The sequence below is a fragment of the Acinetobacter lactucae genome (genome assembly GCF_013344765.1).
Classification (GTDB): domain Bacteria; phylum Pseudomonadota; class Gammaproteobacteria; order Pseudomonadales; family Moraxellaceae; genus Acinetobacter; species Acinetobacter lactucae_A.
Map to the genome: position 1 here is coordinate 1 of NZ_JABVBF010000051.1, position 19,715 is coordinate 19,715.

19 protein-coding genes and 4 tRNA genes are annotated in these 19,715 nt (G+C 38.1%); 4 read left to right on the forward strand and 19 right to left on the reverse strand.

Features of this window, described 5'->3' with window-relative positions; genetic code table 11:
• Positions 1–31: 31 nt before the first annotated feature.
• From HUN22_RS07305 to HUN22_RS07330, 6 genes are all read right to left on the reverse strand, one after another.
• Positions 32–105 (reverse strand) — tRNA-Trp (locus HUN22_RS07305).
• Positions 106–172: 67 nt separating this feature from the next.
• Positions 173–257 (reverse strand) — tRNA-Leu (locus HUN22_RS07310).
• Positions 258–284: 27 nt separating this feature from the next.
• A tRNA-Trp gene (locus HUN22_RS07315) sits at positions 285–358 on the reverse strand.
• A gap of 55 nt (positions 359–413) precedes the next feature.
• Positions 414–498 (reverse strand) — tRNA-Leu (locus tag HUN22_RS07320).
• 92 nt (positions 499–590) lie between these two features.
• Positions 591–1,406, reverse strand: a complete 816-nt coding sequence (locus tag HUN22_RS07325) for a protein kinase domain-containing protein (RefSeq protein WP_174727583.1) — start codon at positions 1,404–1,406, stop codon at positions 591–593.
• Positions 1,393–2,901, reverse strand: coding sequence for a DUF3336 domain-containing protein (locus tag HUN22_RS07330; RefSeq protein WP_016145867.1), 1,509 nt, complete (start codon positions 2,899–2,901; stop codon positions 1,393–1,395). Before HUN22_RS07330 ends, HUN22_RS07325 begins: the two co-directional genes overlap by 14 nt.
• Positions 2,902–3,077: 176 nt before the next feature.
• On the opposite strand from HUN22_RS07330, the gene HUN22_RS07335 reads away from it, so the two are divergent.
• Both HUN22_RS07335 and HUN22_RS07340 read left to right on the forward strand, forming a co-directional pair.
• The gene (locus HUN22_RS07335) at positions 3,078–3,959 is read left to right on the forward strand and encodes an ATP-binding protein (RefSeq protein WP_174727586.1); all 882 of its coding nucleotides are present in this window, start codon (positions 3,078–3,080) and stop codon (positions 3,957–3,959) included.
• A 103-nt stretch (positions 3,960–4,062) separates the two neighbouring features.
• The gene (locus tag HUN22_RS07340) at positions 4,063–5,166 is read left to right on the forward strand and encodes a DUF6670 family protein (RefSeq protein ID WP_174727589.1); all 1,104 of its coding nucleotides are present in this window, start codon (positions 4,063–4,065) and stop codon (positions 5,164–5,166) included.
• A gap of 2 nt (positions 5,167–5,168) precedes the next feature.
• Here HUN22_RS07340 and tsaD read toward each other — a convergent pair whose 3' ends face one another.
• Positions 5,169–6,179, reverse strand: coding sequence for a tRNA (adenosine(37)-N6)-threonylcarbamoyltransferase complex transferase subunit TsaD (gene tsaD / locus HUN22_RS07345; RefSeq protein ID WP_134261873.1), 1,011 nt, complete (start codon positions 6,177–6,179; stop codon positions 5,169–5,171).
• Positions 6,180–6,324: 145 nt separating this feature from the next.
• On the opposite strand from tsaD, the gene rpsU reads away from it, so the two are divergent.
• Both rpsU and HUN22_RS07355 read left to right on the forward strand, forming a co-directional pair.
• On the forward strand, positions 6,325–6,540 hold the full coding sequence (rpsU, locus tag HUN22_RS07350; protein ID WP_001136722.1) for a 30S ribosomal protein S21: 216 nt from the start codon (positions 6,325–6,327) through the stop codon (positions 6,538–6,540).
• A 25-nt stretch (positions 6,541–6,565) separates the two neighbouring features.
• Positions 6,566–7,012, forward strand: a complete 447-nt coding sequence (locus HUN22_RS07355) for a GatB/YqeY domain-containing protein (RefSeq protein ID WP_002115302.1) — start codon at positions 6,566–6,568, stop codon at positions 7,010–7,012.
• A gap of 100 nt (positions 7,013–7,112) precedes the next feature.
• Here the strand turns inward: HUN22_RS07355 and HUN22_RS07360 are convergent, their stop codons facing one another.
• The 12 genes from HUN22_RS07360 to HUN22_RS07415 all read right to left on the reverse strand — a co-directional run bounded on the left by HUN22_RS07360 (position 7,113) and on the right by HUN22_RS07415 (position 19,468).
• A complete protein-coding gene (locus tag HUN22_RS07360; RefSeq protein WP_174727593.1) occupies positions 7,113–8,540 on the reverse strand; it encodes a M48 family metalloprotease in 1,428 nt (475 codons plus the stop codon).
• Positions 8,541–8,682: 142 nt separating this feature from the next.
• Positions 8,683–9,648, reverse strand: a complete 966-nt coding sequence (locus HUN22_RS07365; RefSeq protein ID WP_174727596.1) for a 2-hydroxyacid dehydrogenase — start codon at positions 9,646–9,648, stop codon at positions 8,683–8,685.
• An 11-nt stretch (positions 9,649–9,659) separates the two neighbouring features.
• The gene (locus HUN22_RS07370) at positions 9,660–10,307 is read right to left on the reverse strand and encodes a hypothetical protein (protein WP_174727599.1); all 648 of its coding nucleotides are present in this window, start codon (positions 10,305–10,307) and stop codon (positions 9,660–9,662) included.
• A 100-nt stretch (positions 10,308–10,407) separates the two neighbouring features.
• Positions 10,408–12,297 carry a M48 family metalloprotease gene (locus HUN22_RS07375; RefSeq protein WP_174727601.1) on the reverse strand — a complete coding sequence of 630 codons (1,890 nt, stop codon included), beginning with the start codon at positions 12,295–12,297 and terminating at the stop codon, positions 10,408–10,410.
• A 78-nt stretch (positions 12,298–12,375) separates the two neighbouring features.
• Positions 12,376–13,917 (reverse strand): amidophosphoribosyltransferase, encoded by a 1,542-nt coding sequence (gene purF / locus HUN22_RS07380; RefSeq protein ID WP_044100970.1) that lies wholly within the window; start codon positions 13,915–13,917, stop codon positions 12,376–12,378.
• Positions 13,918–13,942: 25 nt separating this feature from the next.
• Positions 13,943–14,530: a CvpA family protein gene (locus HUN22_RS07385; protein ID WP_174727604.1), complete on the reverse strand. Its 588-nt coding sequence runs from the start codon at positions 14,528–14,530 to the stop codon at positions 13,943–13,945.
• A 6-nt stretch (positions 14,531–14,536) separates the two neighbouring features.
• Positions 14,537–15,541, reverse strand: a complete 1,005-nt coding sequence (locus tag HUN22_RS07390; protein ID WP_174727607.1) for a quinone-dependent dihydroorotate dehydrogenase — start codon at positions 15,539–15,541, stop codon at positions 14,537–14,539.
• An 89-nt stretch (positions 15,542–15,630) separates the two neighbouring features.
• A complete protein-coding gene (gene gspM / locus HUN22_RS07395; protein WP_014207201.1) occupies positions 15,631–16,110 on the reverse strand; it encodes a type II secretion system protein GspM in 480 nt (159 codons plus the stop codon).
• Complete coding sequence (gene gspL / locus HUN22_RS07400) at positions 16,110–17,249, reverse strand: type II secretion system protein GspL (protein WP_174727610.1); 1,140 nt, start codon at positions 17,247–17,249, stop codon at positions 16,110–16,112. Before gspL ends, gspM begins: the two co-directional genes overlap by 1 nt.
• A 23-nt stretch (positions 17,250–17,272) precedes the next feature.
• Positions 17,273–17,728: a SixA phosphatase family protein gene (locus HUN22_RS07405; protein ID WP_044100976.1), complete on the reverse strand. Its 456-nt coding sequence runs from the start codon at positions 17,726–17,728 to the stop codon at positions 17,273–17,275.
• 56 nt (positions 17,729–17,784) lie between these two features.
• Complete coding sequence (locus HUN22_RS07410; protein WP_002115297.1) at positions 17,785–18,858, reverse strand: NAD(P)H-dependent glycerol-3-phosphate dehydrogenase; 1,074 nt, start codon at positions 18,856–18,858, stop codon at positions 17,785–17,787.
• A gap of 34 nt (positions 18,859–18,892) precedes the next feature.
• On the reverse strand, positions 18,893–19,468 hold the full coding sequence (locus HUN22_RS07415; RefSeq protein ID WP_174727613.1) for a nitroreductase family protein: 576 nt from the start codon (positions 19,466–19,468) through the stop codon (positions 18,893–18,895).
• Positions 19,469–19,715: the final 247 nt, after the last annotated feature.

The following is a 19,715-nucleotide window of genomic DNA, read 5'->3' on the forward strand; positions in this document are numbered from 1 at the left end:
CTCCTAAATAGGAGCTTCATCTTTTATTCAATGGCAGAGGATCAAGGACTCGAACCTTGACGAACGGTTTTGGAGACCGTCATGCTACCATTACATCAATCCTCTATATTCATGACTAAACCCATTAGATTTAATCATAAAAAAAGCAAGATCATTGTCTTGCTTCTTTCAATGGTGGGGGCGAAGAGACTCGAACTCTTACACCTTGCGGCGCTGGAACCTAAATCCAGTGCGTCTACCAATTTCGCCACGCCCCCATCTGGGACATTTATTTAAAATAAATGTGGCAGAGGATCAAGGACTCGAACCTTGACGAACGGTTTTGGAGACCGTCATGCTACCATTACACCAATCCTCTTCCAAGATCTAGATGACTTAACATCTACATCGAACTTTAAGCTTTTAACTTAAAGTGGTGGGGGCGAAGAGACTCGAACTCTTACACCTTGCGGCGCTGGAACCTAAATCCAGTGCGTCTACCAATTTCGCCACGCCCCCGATGGCTGTGTATATTAGCGATAAGATCTAACAGTGACAAGTGTTTTTTTTCTAAAAAAAACTAACCGTGTAAATTGTATACAGATACTAGATCAATGATTTTTATCAATTTGAATCTGCTTTAAGCAATTTATTGCTTCATCGGCATTTGAAAACCGATTTTGCTGCTGTTTTTGTAATAAACCTGTGAGCAATGGATAAAAATTGAGGAACTGCGGAGGCAATCGAATGCTTAAATTTTGGCAATGTAGTATTGCCCATTCAAGATAACTGGTTGCTTCTAAGCGAGTTTGGGTTAACCATTCATATAGAATGATACCCAATGCATATAAATCGCTTTGTATACTCTTATACCCGCCTCGAAACAACTCAGGAGCCATATAACGAGGTGTGGCATCCATGATTAAATCTTGACTTGAGATGAACCTTGTTTTCTCAAAATCAATCAAATAAGGCTTTTGCTGAAACTTTCTAAAATGTTCTGCCTTAATATCTCCATGAATCCAGCCAAATTCATGCAGTTCAGCAAGCTTATTGAGTGCCAACCAAATCTTCAGATATACATCGCTTAAATCACTTTCATTAGTGAATGAACTGAACCACATGTCACTATCAGGTAAAATCAGAACTTTACCTAAAGAATGGTCTAACTGAGGAATTAAACTGACTTCAATCAATTTGTAAGGTAAAAGCCATGTTGGGTTCTTAAGATTAATTTCTTCGTAAAATAATTGCTCATGCAAGAAATCTTGCTCACTTTGAGCATAAGTTTCAGGCAAATGATATTTTAACCAGTAATTCTTGGTGTCTATAGTACATGTCCATAGACGCCGTCCTAACGCCGCACTTGCTGGTTTTGTCACACAGGTTAAGTTTTCTATTTGAGAAGCAAAATCATGCTTCAGCATAATAAGACTCAGGCTGTTGTTTCTTTTCTTCAAAACGCAAAACTTCTAGACAATGCTGAATCGTCTTGCCAATACGAGCATGTGTCTCAATTGAAGAAATTTTTGGCCAAGTCGCGCGCTCCCCTTCTCTTTGCAAACGTTTAAACAAATGTGGACGGGGGTTTTGTAGGGTATAGGCATAATGGCTTAGGCTATATTTAGCAATAATATTTACATCGCCATAATAACGCTGTCCCATTACGCCATATCCATGATCTAACAATCTTCTGACTGGAGAAATAGCCCCAAGTCGTTGACGCGTAAAATCCATCATGCCCATTGATAACACTTTACCTTGGCGTCTTAGAATTCTTTCAGGCCAACTTAATACGTCCTTACGAAAGCGGTCCGCATCACTTTGCATAAATGGAACAATATGTGGGTTAACCTGACTCGCAATCGTGTAGTTTAAATTATAAAGCCGTGCCATTCTTTCTTGAGGGAAATCGCTTCTTACGCTTCCATCTACCCATTTTGTATTTGCCATATACGGCGTATGTTCACCATCATAACGTTTACTGGTTAGACGTACTGGCGGGAATAAAATTGGCACAGCACACGAAGCCAATACCGCACTCCACACCAAAACATTTGGCGTCATAATGGCATTCATAATTCTTGGATTTTCTGTAGCATCATACGGCGCCACAGCAACATTAATATTCAAACCTGATTTTTTAAAAGCCTCTTCAAAAGTAAGATCACCTAAATTTTCAATAAGGAATTTTTTCAAATAGTGCACATCAGCAATTCCGCCATTGCCTTTAATGAGTTCACGAAGTTTTCTAAAATGAAAAGCATCACTGAAGAATTGCTCACCATTTAATAAGTTTTGAACATCTTCACTAGCAGAGGTTCCCAGCATCCCTGTCATAATTGCCCCTGCACTTGAGCCAGAGAGTACTTTAGGCATTAAGTCTTGTTCAATTAAAGCTTTACACACACCTGTATGAAAAAGACCTAAAGTCGCCCCACCCGAAAACATTAGTGCAGGTTGCCCATATGCCTTTTCACAATTTTCAAAAAACTCAATTTTTTCTTTTCTTTGAAAGGTGATGCATTCACTTGAAGCAATGTATGCCAAGCTTTGACTAACTTCTTCAATATAGTCTTCAATTAACTTTTTTGTACCCACATGCGTTGCAGCAAAAAGCATGGGGTGACCAATATTTGCAATATCGTAGGTTAGACCTTCTTTAAGTAAATAGATAAGGTCTAGTGTTCGATGTTGCTGACGATACCTTTTGAGCAAAGTGTAGCGATAAGAAATGAGCTCGGCATCGAAGTAAGGTGAACTATTATCAAACTTCCACTCTTGCACACCTGTTTCTTCATCTAATTTTAATGCAAAAGACTTCCACTCTTCATAAGATTCAGCCATGTCTAATTGACGTTGTAATTTTTTGATACGGTAAGCCTGATGTGGATTCATATCACTTCGTAATTTTTCAAACATATTTCGTCCTCATCTTCACAGATGATTTTACTGAATAGACATTGCAACACTATGCTCGGTCTGACCATTTCAATCAATTGCAAAACCGATAAACTGTCTAGGCAATAAGTTTTGTCAGCCTGTTAATTTCGGTGTTAGTATCCTAGTAAATTACTGTTTAACATGATTGATTAACCATGGCTACCATTGATTTACCGGATAATTTAGTTCAAACATTATCGCTTGTATTAAATCAGCTACAGCAAGTCTTACCTGAACCTCGACAAGAAACAGATTTTACCGCTCCTGCTTTTAAATGGGAAAATCAGCAACTTAAAGCCATCTACACACCAAAAAATATTTATCTTGATGACCTAAAAGGCATTGAGCGTCAAAAAGAAAAAATCATTCAAAATACTTTGCAATTTTTAAATGGCCTACCAGCAAACGATGTGCTTTTAACTGGGTCACGTGGTACAGGAAAATCGTCTATCGTTCGTGCTTTATTAACTGAGTATGCCGCTCAGGGATTACGTTTAATTGAAATTGAACGCGATGATTTAGCAGACTTACCTAAAATTCAAAAACTCATTCAAAGCCGACCTGAAAAATACATCGTCTACTGTGATGATTTAGCTTTTAACGCCGAAGATGAAAATTATCGTAGTTTAAAAAGTGTATTAGATGGTTCATTACAGTCAGGTTCAAGTAATTTTATTATTTATGCAACCAGTAACCGTCGCCACTTGTTACCAGAATTCATGCATGAAAACACACCCGTAACCAAGGTCGATGTTCCTCAATATACTGAACTACATCCTCAAGAAGCGATTGAAGAAAAGATCTCTTTGTCAGATCGTTTTGGTCTATGGCTATCTTTTTATCCAATGGATCAAAATTTATATTTAGAAATCGTTGAGCATTATCTTGATAAAGCGAACATGCCTTTTAACGATGAAGTTCGTGCTGAAAGTCTACGTTGGTGTCAAATGCGTGGTCAGCGCTCGGGTCGAGCTGCTTATCAGTTTTCAAAGCATTGGATTGGTTTAAATGCTTTAAAAGAGTTGTCTAACAATTAAATAAAATGTCCCGCAAAGCCTTAGCTTTGGCCTATAAACCGCTTAGCTTTGGCAGTTGTTTTTCATAACCTAAAACAAAGATAGCCCTTCTTTAGGTTCATATATGAAAAAGCAATTGCCAAAAATTTCTACAACAAGTAAAGCGCTTGGTAAAAGTTTATTACTTGCACAAGGCGTTTTAGACCAAGCAAAAAAATATTCAACTCTTCCTTTTACTCAAGCTCGTATCATCCGCCCACGAGTTAACGAAAAATATTATAGCTGGACACATTACGGTATCTTTTTCCCGCTTTTACCAGAACCGCATCGTTACCTAAATATTATGATTTTAATCGGTACACCAGGTGCACTTGCTTTTGACCATGATGATATCATCACTGAAAATCCTAGAAAAACAGCTACATTCTTTTCAAGCACAGCTGCTCTGGAAAAAGCTTTACTGAAGGCTTATATCATTCCCGAAAATACAATAATTAATAAAGATGGGACCTTAATAGAATTAGGTCAGGAAATTTCAATTCAAGGAAAATTTCCACACATCCATATTAATGGACATTATGATGGGTTTGATTTCGACTTTGATATCGATATCACTTCACATGTTTCATGGTTTATAAAAACACCAATCTATGATCATTTTAGTTTATTGGCAAAGTTTAAAGGTTTTTTAAACTATCAAGCAGAACGCATTGAAAGCCAAGGACTTTGCACTTACGAATATGCTCGAGCAGCGGGTCCTCACTCCATTACAAATAAACTTATTCCTGATGCATATAAACTGCCACTTGATTTTTTTACATATCAAATTATCAATTTAAATGAAACCACCCAGCTTCTTCTTACCAAAGCCGATATTGCGGGACAAACAGCTGCATATACCCTGCATATTAGACATCTGGACCAGCCAGCTGAAATTTATACAGATGTAAGCTTTGATATTATTTCGCATCAAATTGATGACTTCATTTCACCTACTGGGCAAAAAATGCGACTTCCAAAATATTTTTCTTGGATCGCTCGAAATGATGCAAAACAAATTGTCTTAAACATTCAGGCAGAGATTGACTGCCCATTCCGCTATGGTCATGGGCGAGGTTATGCAAGTAGTTATATATTTACGGGTAATTATTTTAGTAATGAAGTGCAAGGCCGTGGTTATATCGAATATATTGATATCGAAAACCAACAAGCCTTTGAAGATGAATAATTTTACTCAGGAATAGACAACTCAGTCATTGGCCAGCGAGGCGTGGTGGTTACAGCTAAACCATCATGCTGACCTGCTTTTAAACGCTGATAACCTGCAAAAGCAATCATTGCCCCATTATCAGTACATAAAGCGGGTTCGGCATAATAAACTTGCGCTTTAATTTTCGCCAAAGAAGTTTCCAACTGTTCACGTAATCGTAAATTTGCACTTACGCCGCCTGCAATCACTAAACGTTTAAGTCCAGTTTGCTTTAAAGCTTTTACTGATTTTTTTACCAAGGTATCTACAATTGCTTCTTGGAATGAAGCAGCAATGTCAGCGTCACGATTTTCACCATTCAATTTTTTCAATTGAACAGAAACAGCTGTTTTTAAACCACTAAAAGAAAAATCTAGGCCTTGATGAAGCATAGGTCTTGGAAACTCAAAAGCTAATGGATCACCAGATAATGCAAGTTTTGCGATATTTGGCCCACCTGGATAAGGTAAGCTCATCATTTTTGCAACTTTATCAAAAGCTTCGCCCGCAGCATCATCAATAGACTCACCCAATAACTCATATTGACCAATAGCGTGGGCTGCCATCAATTGCGTATGTCCACCTGAAACTAACAATGCTACAAACGGAAATTCAGGTGGTTGACTTGAAAGTAATGGGGCCAACATATGACCTTCCATATGATGAACGCCAATTGCAGGCTTATTTAAAGAAAAAGCTAAAGTTCTGCCAAACAGTGCACCTGTCATTAATGCTCCCATTAAGCCAGGACCACGCGTATAAGCAACCGCATCAATCTCTTGTTTTTTTACACCACTTTGTTCAAGCAATTGATTCATTAAAGGAATTAATTTACGAACATGGTCACGAGAAGCAAGTTCAGGTACTACTCCACCATATTCGGCATGAAGTTTAATCTGGCTATAAAGAACCTGTCCCCGTAAGCCGAGTTCGCTATCATAAAGTGCCAACCCTGTTTCATCACAAGAAGTTTCCAAGCCTAAAACAATCATCAAAACTGCCTTTTATATGAGTCAAAATATTGCAATCGCTATTATAGACTTGTGATATGAGTTGTAAATGAGTAAAATACTGACCTTCACTTGTGATCCGGCGCAATAGTGTGCCTGATCTTATCCATAATCTAGAGGATTTTACATGCCACAAGTTAAGTTGAAAGAAGGCGAACCAGTTGACGTAGCTATCCGTCGTTTCAAACGTTCATGCGAAAAAGCTGGTGTTTTAGCTGACGTTCGTAAACGCGAATTCTACGAAAAACCAACTCAAGAACGTAAGCGCAAAAAAGCTGCAGCAGTTAAACGCTACCAAAAGAAATTGGCTCGCGAATCTGTACGTACTACTCGCCTTTACTAATTAATTTGTGATTGACTGCTGAATTATGACTACTTTAAAAAACCAAATTACTGATGCATTAAAAACTTCTATGCGTGCCAAAGATATGGCAACAGTGACGGTTTTGCGTAGTCTACAAGCGGCAATTAAGCAAATCGAAGTCGATGAGCGCAAAGAGCTTGACGACGCTCAGGTTCTTGCGGTCATTGAAAAGCAAATTAAACAACGTAAAGAATCGATCAAAGCCTTTGAAGGTGCTGGTCGTAATGATTTAGCTAGTAAAGAACAAGCCGAAGCTGAGATTATTTCTCAGTTTCTACCAGAAGCTATGACTGAGGAAGAGCTTGATTCTATCATTGAGCAAACGATTGCTGCTCAAGAAGCAACTAGCATGAAAGATATGGGTAAGGTGATGAATTCTCTACGTCCGATCATAGCCGGGCGTGCCGATCCTGCTCAAGTTTCAGCAAAAATTAAAGCTAAATTAGCTTAATCCCCTTCTTCTCTTATATCTTCTTAGTTCAAACTTTCATTTACTTGTAAGTTTTAAAAGATCTGTGTCTGCGAAAATCATAAGATCAAACTAAAAGATCCTAAATTTTCATTCGTCGCTCATCTTGCATTTGTTTCAAACGACTGTCTATTCTAGCTGACATTGCTTGATTATCTTTTGCTAATCGCTGAGCGTGAAGCATTGATTTAATCGCATTCTCCTCACTACCCGACCAATATTCCGCTTCAGCCCGATAGCGTAGAACATTAACTGCTCTTAAAGGTCCATTCTTATCCAAATTCGCAGCTTGCTGTAAAAATTGCCAGCCTTGTATATCTCTTGGATTCTTATTAATAAATCTTTGGACTAGGTTTTGAACTTGCGCAAATTTCCCTTGGCGTAGCAAAACCTCAGCTAACTTATAACTAAAAGCCCTATTTTCAGGCATCGTCATTTGGGTAGCAGCAATCGTGGTATAAGCTTGATCTAGCTTGTTTTGACCCAAATAAATATCTGTCTGCAATAATGTCACAAGAGGCTTTCCACTGGATTTCGCTTGATCTAAAGTAGACTGTGCCTGCACATAATCACCTTGTCTTGTATAAAATGCTGCCAAAGCAATCAGGCCAGCAATATTTTTTTGGGACGCTAAACTTTGTAGTTGGTTTTCAGTTGCCTGATTTGCAACCACCATGGTGTACCATTTTAAAATCTCAAAATCAGCATCATATATGCGATTTTTAACTCTAGGCATCTGGTTTGCACGAAGTCGAGCTTCACTCATACGCTCAGTCGTCAAGGGATGGGTCAGCCAAAAATCTGGTAAAAAACTTACCCTACTTGTAGCCCTATGCATTGTTTCAAAATAATCTGCCATACTTTGAGGGTTATAACCCGCTGCATACATATATTGCATACCAATACGGTCTGCTTCACGTTCCTGATTTCGACTATATGTTAACTGGCTATCCATTAATGCAGCCTGTGTTCCCAACATGACCGCTGCCCCTGCATCCCCACCACCCTGTGCAGCTATTGCTACACCTGCTAAAAGCCCAGCCAAACTTAATAAGGTTTGCCCCTTAAAGGCTTCCTCTGAACGACTAAAATGTCTTTGTGATACGTGTGCAATTTCATGTGCCATAACCCCAGCAATTTCATCAATATTGCGAGCTGAGGCAATAAGTCCTGTATTGAGTGCGAATAGACCACCTGGAACAGCAAAAGCATTAATTTGTGGATCTTTAATAACAACTAAGCCAATTGGTTGTCCAAGCTGAGTTTCGCTCAAAATACTCGAAAATACCTGAAAAAATTGGTCTTCCAACCAGACATCTTGAATGACTGGCATTTGTTTGTGAACTTCACGAAAAACTTTTTCACCAATAAATTTTTCTTTTTGTTGATCAAGCAGACCGATCCCACTACCAATATTTGGAATTTCCACCTGATTTGCAGATGGTTGAGAGTCGAAAGGGTGTGCGTACGAAGCATTTGTTATAAAAGCTGTACTTAAAATAATTGGCAAAAATCTCAAAAGTTTTTCTCTAGTAAAATTAAACCATCAAAAAAGTCTACAGATATAAGACATAAAAAATTATGTTCAATCAATAGACTTTTACTATATCACTCGAGATAGTTTAGTTTTGCAATGAAGTGTTATTCATCATTTATGTAAAATTTGGATTTACTAAATATCTAGGGGTTTTATCCTCTAAGGCTTCAATTAGGTTTTTATAAGCAAGATTTGCCATTTTTTTGCGCGTTTCCGCTGTAGCAGATCCTACGTGAGGCAAAGTAACAACATTGGATAGTTTAAAAAGCTCTGAATCTTGTAAAGGTTCTTTTGCGTATACATCTAAACCAGCTGCAAATATTTCCCCACTTTGTAAGGCCTCAATTAATGCTTGCTCGTCAACCACTGAACCACGCGCAATATTTATGAAAATAGCGTGCTTTTGCATAAGCTCAAATTGAGCTTTCCCCATCAAAGCTTTCGATTCATTATTTAAATCAACTGCGGTTACCACAAAATCAGACTGTTGCAGCAATGCATCCAAACCAAGATATTGTGCTTTTAAAGGCTCTGCCAATTCGGGCTTTTCACGGCGATTATGGTAAACAATATTCATGTTAAATCCATAAAAACCACGACGAGCAATTGCAGCACCGATGTTACCAAGCCCAATAATTCCTAGGGTCTTTCCAAAAACATCTAAACCAAACTGCTGAGGCCCAACAGTTCTTTTCCATTCACCTTGTTTAGTCCAATGATCGAGAAAAGGAACTTTTCTAGCAGCGCTTAGTAATAATGTAAAAGCAAGATCAGCCGTTGTTTCAGTTAAAACATGAGGGGTATTTGATAACCAGATTTTTCTTTGGTTTAGATAAGCCACATCATAATTGTCATAGCCTACCGTTACAGATGAAATAATTTTGAGTTTTTGAGCAGGCGCAAGATTACTTTCATTAAGAAGTCGCCCAGCGCCAATCATTCCATCAGCATCTACAACTTGTTGGCGTATTTGCTCATTAATATCACCCAATTTTGGGTTAAGAACCACAACCTGATAATCTTGTTGTAATCGAGACAAAATTTCTTCATCAATTTGACTAAAAACTACAACTTTTTTCATGTAAATCCCTACTACTCGTTGTTATCTTGCATCAATTGCCATAACCTTTTTTTAAGGAGTGGTTTCTCCAACATCTCTTTTAAACTTGCCAAATGAATAATATTGGCGTGTTGAATATAAGAACATTCACCCAAACACAAAATTTTCTTATCTGCTGCAACAGCATCTAAAAATCCTTGAATATATGAACCTGCACCACGCTGGTCTTGATAGTTGGCCAAAGGGAATGGCCATTTTAATTCAGCGTATTGCCCTATTTTTGCTTTTTGAATGTTACTCCAAAGCTGCTTTTCTTCTTCACTTAAATTAGTAACATCTAAAAAAATAACACACTTTTCAAGGGCAAATGCTTGCAACTCAAATGAAGCTAACTTAACCACTGGAGCTTGCACTTCATTGCGTGGTTGTACAACAGGCGGAACTTCTGCTGAAAGCGGGACCACAATTTTAGGTTCAACTTTTGGAATTTCGTTGACTTGTGGTTTTGTTAGCTGCTCAAGAACTGGATTATCATTAGAAGACAATATAATTGGCTCGCCTTCTGGAGTAGCTTGATCTCGCCAGAGGCTTTGAGCATTATTCTTTTGGCACACCTGTGTCTTAGGAATCCATACATCAATTCCCAAAGTTGCCAATATATTTCTTTGCTGCCCAATCATCTGTAAATCAATACCTCTATTCTGTCTACATTCTAACGAGCTTGAGTTTTTTTTTCAGTTTTTTATTTCATCCAGATGTTTTTATAATCGTATATGTCTTTTAAATAATCATCACACTATTTCTCTTTTGCATTTGATCGACAATTTCTTCTGTCTCAAAGCCAAAACGCCAATAAAGCAACTCTAGTACATCTAATTCATCTTGAGTGATTATACGATCGCTCCACAAACACATTTCTGCAATAGCCAGAATACTTAAACGGTCACGCAATAATAAACCGGCAATATCATTCAAAATTTCAGCTAGATCTAAAGGCTCATCTGAAATTTCATCATAGATAGACATTTCATCTGGGTTAAGTAGCGAACGTAAAATACGCTCACGTACTTCTAACTGATTTGGGCTATTAATTTGCTGAACATGAAGCAAAGCATCAATCAAACGAACAATTTGAGGTTTTACTTCTTCAAATGCAGTCGGTAAATGTAACGGCATCAAATTCAATTCATATTTCACCCGTTCCAGTAAAAGTGCATCCAATAACCCAATCTCACCATCTTCCTGAATAATAAGTGCCAGTTTTGTCAAAAATTGGCGTGCAATACTTGCAGGTATATGACCAATATTTTTACAAGCATCATGAAATATTTGAATATGAATACGCCCATCCAGATTTAGTAACGCTTCTATAATGGCATGGCTAACAGGTGCATCTTTAGGAATAAATTCTCGATATTGACGAATCATCAAAATAGCGACCATTACCTCGCGTGAACCCGTCGCAGTTTGTAATGCTCGCTGAATTAATTCAGGACGTTTTTTGTTTCGACGTACATCACTACTCAAAGGCTTAATAGCATCATTTAATGCAAAACTAATCGGTGATAACCTTAACAAAGGTAGAGGTTGTGGAGATGACCACGGTATATAAATTTCTTTCTCAGATTCTTCTAAGAAGTGAAATAAACTAAACAACGGACGATTGCGAAGTTTCTTTAAATTTTCTAATTGTAGATCCTGTAGCAAAGTCGGATTTAGTTCATAAATACGTTCACGAATACTCGGGTGAATATTCATCCAGCTTTGTGGACTAAGTGAGTTAGCAAAACACATATGTGCTATCGATTCAGAATAAGCGCTATGAATTTGCGAACCGGAATGGTGAACATAAATACGTAACAAGGTTTGGGTATTCGCATTATTTTTTAATAATCGTACTGTTTTTTGATCATTACGAAATGTACGTCTACTCAATGTCAAATATTTAATAAAACGAGTAATCAATACACCTAAGCTTCCAGCCAACCAAATGACGCCACCCACAGCAACAAAAACTGTTTCAAATTTATGTTTATAGCCTGGACTATAGCGCTTAAAACCTTGTTTGGCTAACTTACTACCCCACTGACTAAAAGTTGTTAATCCACTATATAAAATCTTTAATTTAGTATTCTCAACAGCCTCTCCAGATAAAATCTGATTAAACTCATGACCCAATAAACCATATAGCTCAAGCTTATCCAAATTCTGCAAAGCACCCCATGTCAGAATAATGACGATATCTTTAGGATGGAAACCTGCAGTAAGCGCATTTACTCCAACTTCATCGGGCAACACATATATAGTCGGAACTTTTAATGAAAAATTTTGCGCTAATTGTTCTGTAATTTTTAATGCCGCAAGTTCTTCGGGAGTACTCTCCTCTTTCACCAAACGACGGGCTTTAAGTTGCTTTGCTAAAGAGTGCCCACCTTTACGCAGAATATAAAGTTCAGTAACTACCGACCAAACCATAATAAAAAGTAATAGCGCAACGAAGTAAGGGCTTAAAGAGTGCCACCAAATTGGTTGGCTATAATCAAAAAAATGAACGAGCAAACCTAAAATTAAATTTAAGATAAAAATAGTAAGCAACACAGCAACCAAACACATAGTGATGGACCATGCCATATTTTTATTTTCAATGAGATAGTGGCTTACTTCTTTCAATGTAAATATTCCCAATTACATTGTTAGGTTTCATCATAAAAGAAAAAAGCGGGAAACACCCGCTTTTTTCGGCTATTTCTATTCTTCTTTAATGCCTGTTAAATCTACAGAAGCAGCATCAACATTCACATCAATATAACCATCTTTTTTCTTTTTCGCAGAATCATTACGCTTCTGTTCCAAGTTATTTAGATAGTTACCGTCAATATCACCTGTTACATAAATTCCATCAAATACTGAACAATCAAACTCAGTTAAGTCAGGCACTTTGCTGGTACGTACAGCATTTTTCAAGTCTTCCAATTCTTGGAAAATCAAACGATCAGCACCAATAATTTCTTGGATCTCTTCTACACTGCGCTCTGAAGCAATAAGCTCAGCTTTAGCAGGCATATCGATACCGTAAACGTTTGGATACATAACTTTAGGTGCAGCTGACGCAAAGTATACCTTTTTTGCACCAGAATCACGTGCCATTTGAATAATCTCATTACACGTTGTACCACGTACAATAGAGTCATCAACCAATAGAACGTTCTTGCCTTTAAATTCCAACTCAACAGGGTTTAATTTCTGACGTACAGATTTTTTACGTTGCTGTTGACCCGGCATAATAAAGGTACGGCCGATATAACGGTTTTTCATAAAACCTTCACGGAACTTCACACCTAGAATATTTGCAAGCTCTAAAGCTGAAGTACGGCTCGTATCTGGAATTGGGATAACTACATCAATATCATGGTCCTCACCCCAGTCACGTAAAATTTTATGGGCAAGCTTTTCGCCCATTTTTAAACGTGCTTTATAAACTGAAATTCCGTCAATAATGGCATCAGGGCGAGCAAAATAAACATATTCAAAAATACATGGGCGGTATTTTGGATTAGCAGCACACTGTTTAGAGAATAATTGACCATTTGCATCAATGAAAATTGCTTCACCTGGCTCAATATCACGCTCAATTTTAAAACCAAGAGCAGTAATAGCAACCGATTCAGAAGCAATGATGTATTCCATCTCCCCTTGTTCAGTCACACGCGAACCATAAATAAGTGGACGGATACCATTTGGATCACGGAAGCCTACTAAACCATGACCAGTGATCATCGCCACGACACCGTATGCGCCTTGGCAACGCTCATGCACACGAGAAACGGTGTGAAAAATATCATCAGCTGTAGGGTTTAAAGTACCTTTCTTTTGTAATTCATGTGCGAATACATTTAAAAGAACTTCTGAGTCAGAATCTGTATTCATATGACGTAAATCTGTTTTAAACAGATCATCATGAATTTCTTCTGCATTGGTCAAGTTACCATTATGTGCAAGCGTAATACCGTAAGGTGAGTTTACATAAAATGGTTGTGCTTCAGCACTGCTCGCAGAACCAGCAGTTGGGTAACGTACATGGCCAATACCATAATTACCAAGTAATGCTCTCATATGACGAGTATGAAAGACATCACGCACCATACCGTTATCCTTACGAAGGAAAAGACGGCCTTCATGGCAGGTTACTATTCCAGCTGCATCTTGCCCACGATGTTGCAACATCGTTAAAGCATCAAACAACATTTGGTTCACTGGCGATTTACCGGCTATACCAACAACTCCACACATAGCAACCTCGCAGACAAGCTAGGAATTAATAAAAAGGATTCTTTGTCGAATGGTCGGATCGGCTCTCTATATCTTCCGATTCGTCCATTGGTTTTGAAGGAGTGCCTGATGCACTACCTCCAGATGTTATTTGATGAAATGCCTCACTTGCAGCATCTTTAGACAACTCGGTAGCCAAAGGCGCATAAGGCAATAAAAACTGTATAAATTTGGACTGTTTCCAGTGTGGTGAACTCTCAACCCAAGGCCCTACACCCTGCATTGTAATTAGTACAACCAACAAGCCCTTTAAAGAACCAAAAGCACCACCTGCTAAACGATTTAATGGCCCCAATTTCAGACTTTTCAAGAGGCCATTTAAAAATGCAGAGACGATCCATGTTAAAACAATGATCAAAAGCGCTATAAATGCAAAAGCTGCAATTTTCTGAACAACTGGATCATGACTTAAACCCGACATAGACGGAGCAAGAAGGACAGCATATTTTGCACCCATAATTAATGCAATGACCCATCCTACCAAGTTCGCAAAGGCTTTAATAAATCCTTGTCGCAAACCGTTTAGCCCCCCAATGAGCAAAAGTATCAGAATAATGATATCAATTGTGTTCATATTCACTTAAGACATAGCTGCAACACATTGTTTCACTAAAATAGGACCTGTATAAATTAGCCCACTATAGATCTGTACTAATGTTGCTCCAGCTTGCTGTTTGACTGCTGCTTGTTCACCCGACAAAATTCCACCCACGCCAATTAACGGGATTTGTCCTTTTAATGTTTGGGCAAACAAACGTAAGCATTCGGTACTTTTTTCAAAAACAGGTGCGCCTGATAAACCGCCCGACTCATTACCATAAGGAAGATTTTCTACACCTTCTCTTGATAAGGTCGTATTAGTAACGATCAAGCCATCAATTTTAAACTGCATTAACTGTGCTGCAATAAATTCAACATCTTCCGCTGCTAAATCAGGTGCAACTTTCAGAACCAAAGGAACATAGTGATTATTTTGTTCAGCTAGCTCAAGTTGTCTTTCTTTTAAGGTTTGCAATAGTTCAGTTAATGCATCACCACTTTGTAAACTTCTTAAGTTCTTAGTATTTGGAGATGAAATATTAACGGTAATATAAGAAGCGTAGTTATACACTTTCTCAAGGCAAATCAGGTAGTCATCAACAGCTTTTTCTACAGGTGTATCAGCATTCTTACCAATATTAATGCCTAAAATTCCTTTAAACTTTGAAGCTTTGACATTTTCAATCAGCTTATCAACGCCATCATTATTGAACCCCATACGGTTAATAATGGCTTGAGCTTCTGGAATACGGAATAAGCGTGGCTGCGGATTACCCGATTGAGGGCGAGGCGTAATGGTTCCAATTTCAATAAAACCAAACCCCAGCCCTGCTAAAGCATCAATGTGTGCACCATTTTTATCAAGACCAGCTGCTAAACCTACTGGATTTGGAAATTCAATTCCCATACAAGTCGTTGGTTTCGCTTCTACGCTCTGACGTAGTAGGCCAAACTTATGTGCTTTATCAAGCATAGATAATGTTAATTCATGGGCACGCTCTGGTGCTAAACTAAACAACATCGGGCGAGCAAGTGAATATAACATACCAATCACAATCTACTGATTTTAGGTAGGCATATTATAGGCACAGGGAGCACAAAACACCATGCTTAAGACCAGCATATTTTAATATGTTATTGAACCGTCGCTGTTAATTTAATCTGACCTTCACTTGAAACCATTTCCATTTTTTCAATGCTTAAGCCCATTTGCGCCAGTTGGGTTAAAAAGTTAGCTAAAATTGCGTAATTCTGATGTGTAACAATAATTTGTAACTGCTCACCATTTTGTTGAGAAGTAACAGTTAAGCCTTGTTGTTGAGCTACACGTTGTATTTTTTCTGCTTGACCCAACTCAAGCTCACTCGCAGGTTTCATCGTGACTGCATTACTTTGCATCCACACCATCAAATCTTTTAAATCATTTAAACGTTGTTGCTGCTGTTCTGCCAAGGAGTGCATTTTCCAAAGTGAAGCCCCAATAATAGCCACGACTACAAAAATTGTAGTAAAAACCACCATAATACGTTCACGGACAGTTAAACGATCTAAATATTGATTAACTTGTTCAACCCACTGATCAAAGCGGTTTTGCAATTGAGCTAACATTTTCATTATTGTATTTTCACCACCCCAATTGCCCCACCACCATCGGCTTGAACATTACCCAATTCTGCCTTGAAGCCTTGCTGATTAAGCTGCTGTGTTAAAGCTTGCAAATCATCTCCAGATTTCGCTTTTAAAGCCATGGTTAGTGTAGAAGCATCATAATTTAATTGCTGAGCTAAAATTTGTCTTTGCATCAAAATAGGTCCAACACGACTCAATAAAGAAAGTGCTTGTGTATCGCCTTGTTTACTCATTCTTAAATGACTTTCAAATTGGCTTTTTATGTTTTGTTCATTTACACGACTAGAAGGACCAAACCAGTACTTATATTGCTCAATTGTCTGCTCAGCTGTTTGATTGGCTACATTTCTTAATTTCACCCAACGCAACAAATCATAGCTAAACTGAACCACAATGATTGCTAAAATAATAACCGCACATGCTTTCCAGTATCCAGAAATAGTTTGCTCTTGCCCTTTGGCTTTCGGTAAAACATTAAAAGGATGCTGTTTAGGCTTATCTAAACCCTGAAATTGATAAAAAAACTCTGAACGTTGCTCAATACTAGAAGCTGCTTCTAAACTTTCTAACTGTTCTGCGGTTAATCCACTATATTGATAATGTGTTTCAACTGGCTGGAATTCCAGAAACAATCCCAAATCATCTAGTGAATTACCCACCCATTTACTTTCGCGCGCCAGTAATTTTTGGTCAATATTACACAAAATCACTTGTTGATCTTGGGGTTCCGGCAAAATCAAAAAGTCTGGCAACAAAGCAACCAGCTTGATTGGCAACAAATTCATCGCATGTTGCCATGTTTCCACAGTAGTTTTTGCAACGCCCAATATTGTTAATTGATCAGCATGAAAATGATGAACTACTTTCATGTGATCAATAGGCAAAGTTACAAACTCTTCAAGCAGATATTTAACACCTTCTGCCCCTAATTGCTTGTAATGAGACTTTGCTATTTGTTGCTGGAGTACCTGAGCATGACGACTAGGAAAAAAGACAACAGCCTCTTTTCCTTGATGTAATTGTAGGTCTTGTATTAATTGATCGAGGCTTTCAGCCTGCAACCAGTTTTCTCCGTTAGACCAATGCCATATTCCATTGGTTTCAGGCATCCATAAATACAGCATAATGGGCGAAATAACCTTTTTAATTATATTGTGGGTATAAAACTATTTTTTTGTGTTGATAAACCAGTTGCAATCACAGCCTGATCGTAAATTCGAGCTTCAGCCAGTGCAAATGGATTAAAGCTTTCATGAGTCAGCAGTTCAGCAATATGACCTACCACGTTCATATGACACACCACTACAATTGACTCATACGGAACCTGAGACAACCACTCAACTGCTTCTTTAGCGTTATCATCCGGTTTAATTTTATCGCATAACAGCACAGGTACATCTTTAAAATAAGCTTGAATATGAGCCAATGTTTCTTGAGCACGCAGTAAAGGACTGACGACAAAAATATCAGGCTTAACAATATCTTTTAAAAATGTTGCTGTCTGTTCAGCTTGAGCATGTCCACGAGCAGTAAGAGGACGTTTAGTATCATTACCATTTACTGGTGGAGCAGCTTCCCCATGGCGAACCAATGTCAGTTGCATAAATTTTCCTTGTTAATAATTCTTGCATTATAACCACAATTTATGACATTTCTTCTTCAGACTTCATGATGAGGTAAAACAAATTCTACATCACTACGGTGTCCGTTTTTCATAAGAGATAATGCAATATTTAAAGGAGGTGCCCCTTCAAAAATAACTTCATATAGAGCGTTAGTAATTGGCATATAAACATCTAATTCTTCTGCTTTACCACGCACCTGAACAATAGTATTGATGCCTTCTGCTGTCTGCCCCAACTCTTTACTGGCTTGATCAAGTGTTTTACCAGAACCTAAAGCATAGCCAATCTGATAATTACGGCTTAAAGGGCTATTACAAGTCGCGAATAAATCACCCACACCTGACAATCCCAAGAATGTAAGCGGATTTGCACCTTGTTTAACCGCAAAACGGCTCATCTCAGCCAAAGCACGCGTTAAAATCATACTCTTGGTGTTTTCACCAATCTTGTAAGCTGCGCCAATTCCCATTGCAACCGCATAAATGTTTTTTAGTGCACCACCTAATTCCACACCATGCACATCATCGCTACCAAAAACACGGAATAAAGCACTATGCAGAGCATGTTGCACAGCATAACGAACCAATTCAGAATCACTAGCAATAACGGTACCAGATGGCATACCTGCCATAATTTCTTTTGCAAGGTTTGGACCTGAAAGTACGCCATAAGGAACTTCAGGTAATTCTTCACGAATGATATCGCTCATGAAGCTGAAAGTTTTAGCTTCAACACCTTTAGTTAAAGACACAACCGCCTGTGCAGTAATATAAGGAGCAATTTGTTTTAAGACATCACGGAATGAGTGACTTGGAATTGCGACTAAAATAATATCTCGGTCACACACAGCTTGCTCAAGATCAGACACAGCGCGTAATGATGACTCTAAAATAAAATCTGGCAAATAACGTTTATTAATGTGGGTTTTATTAATTTCCTCAGCTGTTTCGGCGTCACGAATCCAGATCATGGTATCGCAACCATTACGTGCAGCTAAATTTGCCATAGCCGTTCCAAAGCTTCCTCCCCCTAGAACGGTAATACGTAAAGCGGTTTTTTTATCAACCGCAACAGGTTCCACCAAATCTGTAAACTTAAATTCAGCCATCTTTTATTATCCTATTTCTTACTTCTACAGACGTTTAAGCCTGCCAAACTTTTACGAATTCTTTACTTTCAATATCTGCACGCGGTGCAATTACTTTAGCTGCTGTGCCGACGTAAATAATACCTGAAATTAAATCACGAGGTTGCAGACCTAAATGCTGCTTTAACCAATTTGATTCGACAACTGCACCACTACGCCACATGGTCGAAAAACCTTGAGCTTGTAGAGATAATAAAAGATTTTGTACTGCAGCACCCGTACTTAAGATTTGTTCGAAATGCGGTACTTTCGGATGATCTTGTAGTTGTGTAAGCGCCAAAATGAGTAATGGTGCGCGAAATGGATGTTGTTTAACACGTTCGAGTTGAGCGGGATCAGTTTCACTTAAGTCTGCCAAGGCTTTTGCTAAAACCTCACCAAAAGCAGCACGTTGTTCGCCTGAAATAACAACAAAACGTGTCGGCTTAAGTCTATGATGATCTGGAGCAGTCAAAGCTGCTTGGAAAGCTAACTCTAATTGCTCTGTACTTGGAGCTGGCTCAACTAATTGGCCAATAGACTGACGCTGATGAATATTTTGGTGAATTATTTGTATTGCTGATTCCGTCATTAATATTGATCTAACTCAAAAATTCAAAATAGATTAGCATAATCTACCGTTAATCCACCATTGAATCTAGCTTATAAAATTAGCGAACTCATACTTTGACATTTTTTAATACAAAACATCAAAACTCATACAACGTATTCAAAATCAATTAGAAAACCTGTGTTCAAATGGCAATATCTTTTAGCGATTAACTTTAGGTGAATTATGAAAAAAATAATTTTAGCGAGTGCAATGAGCGGTGTTATTT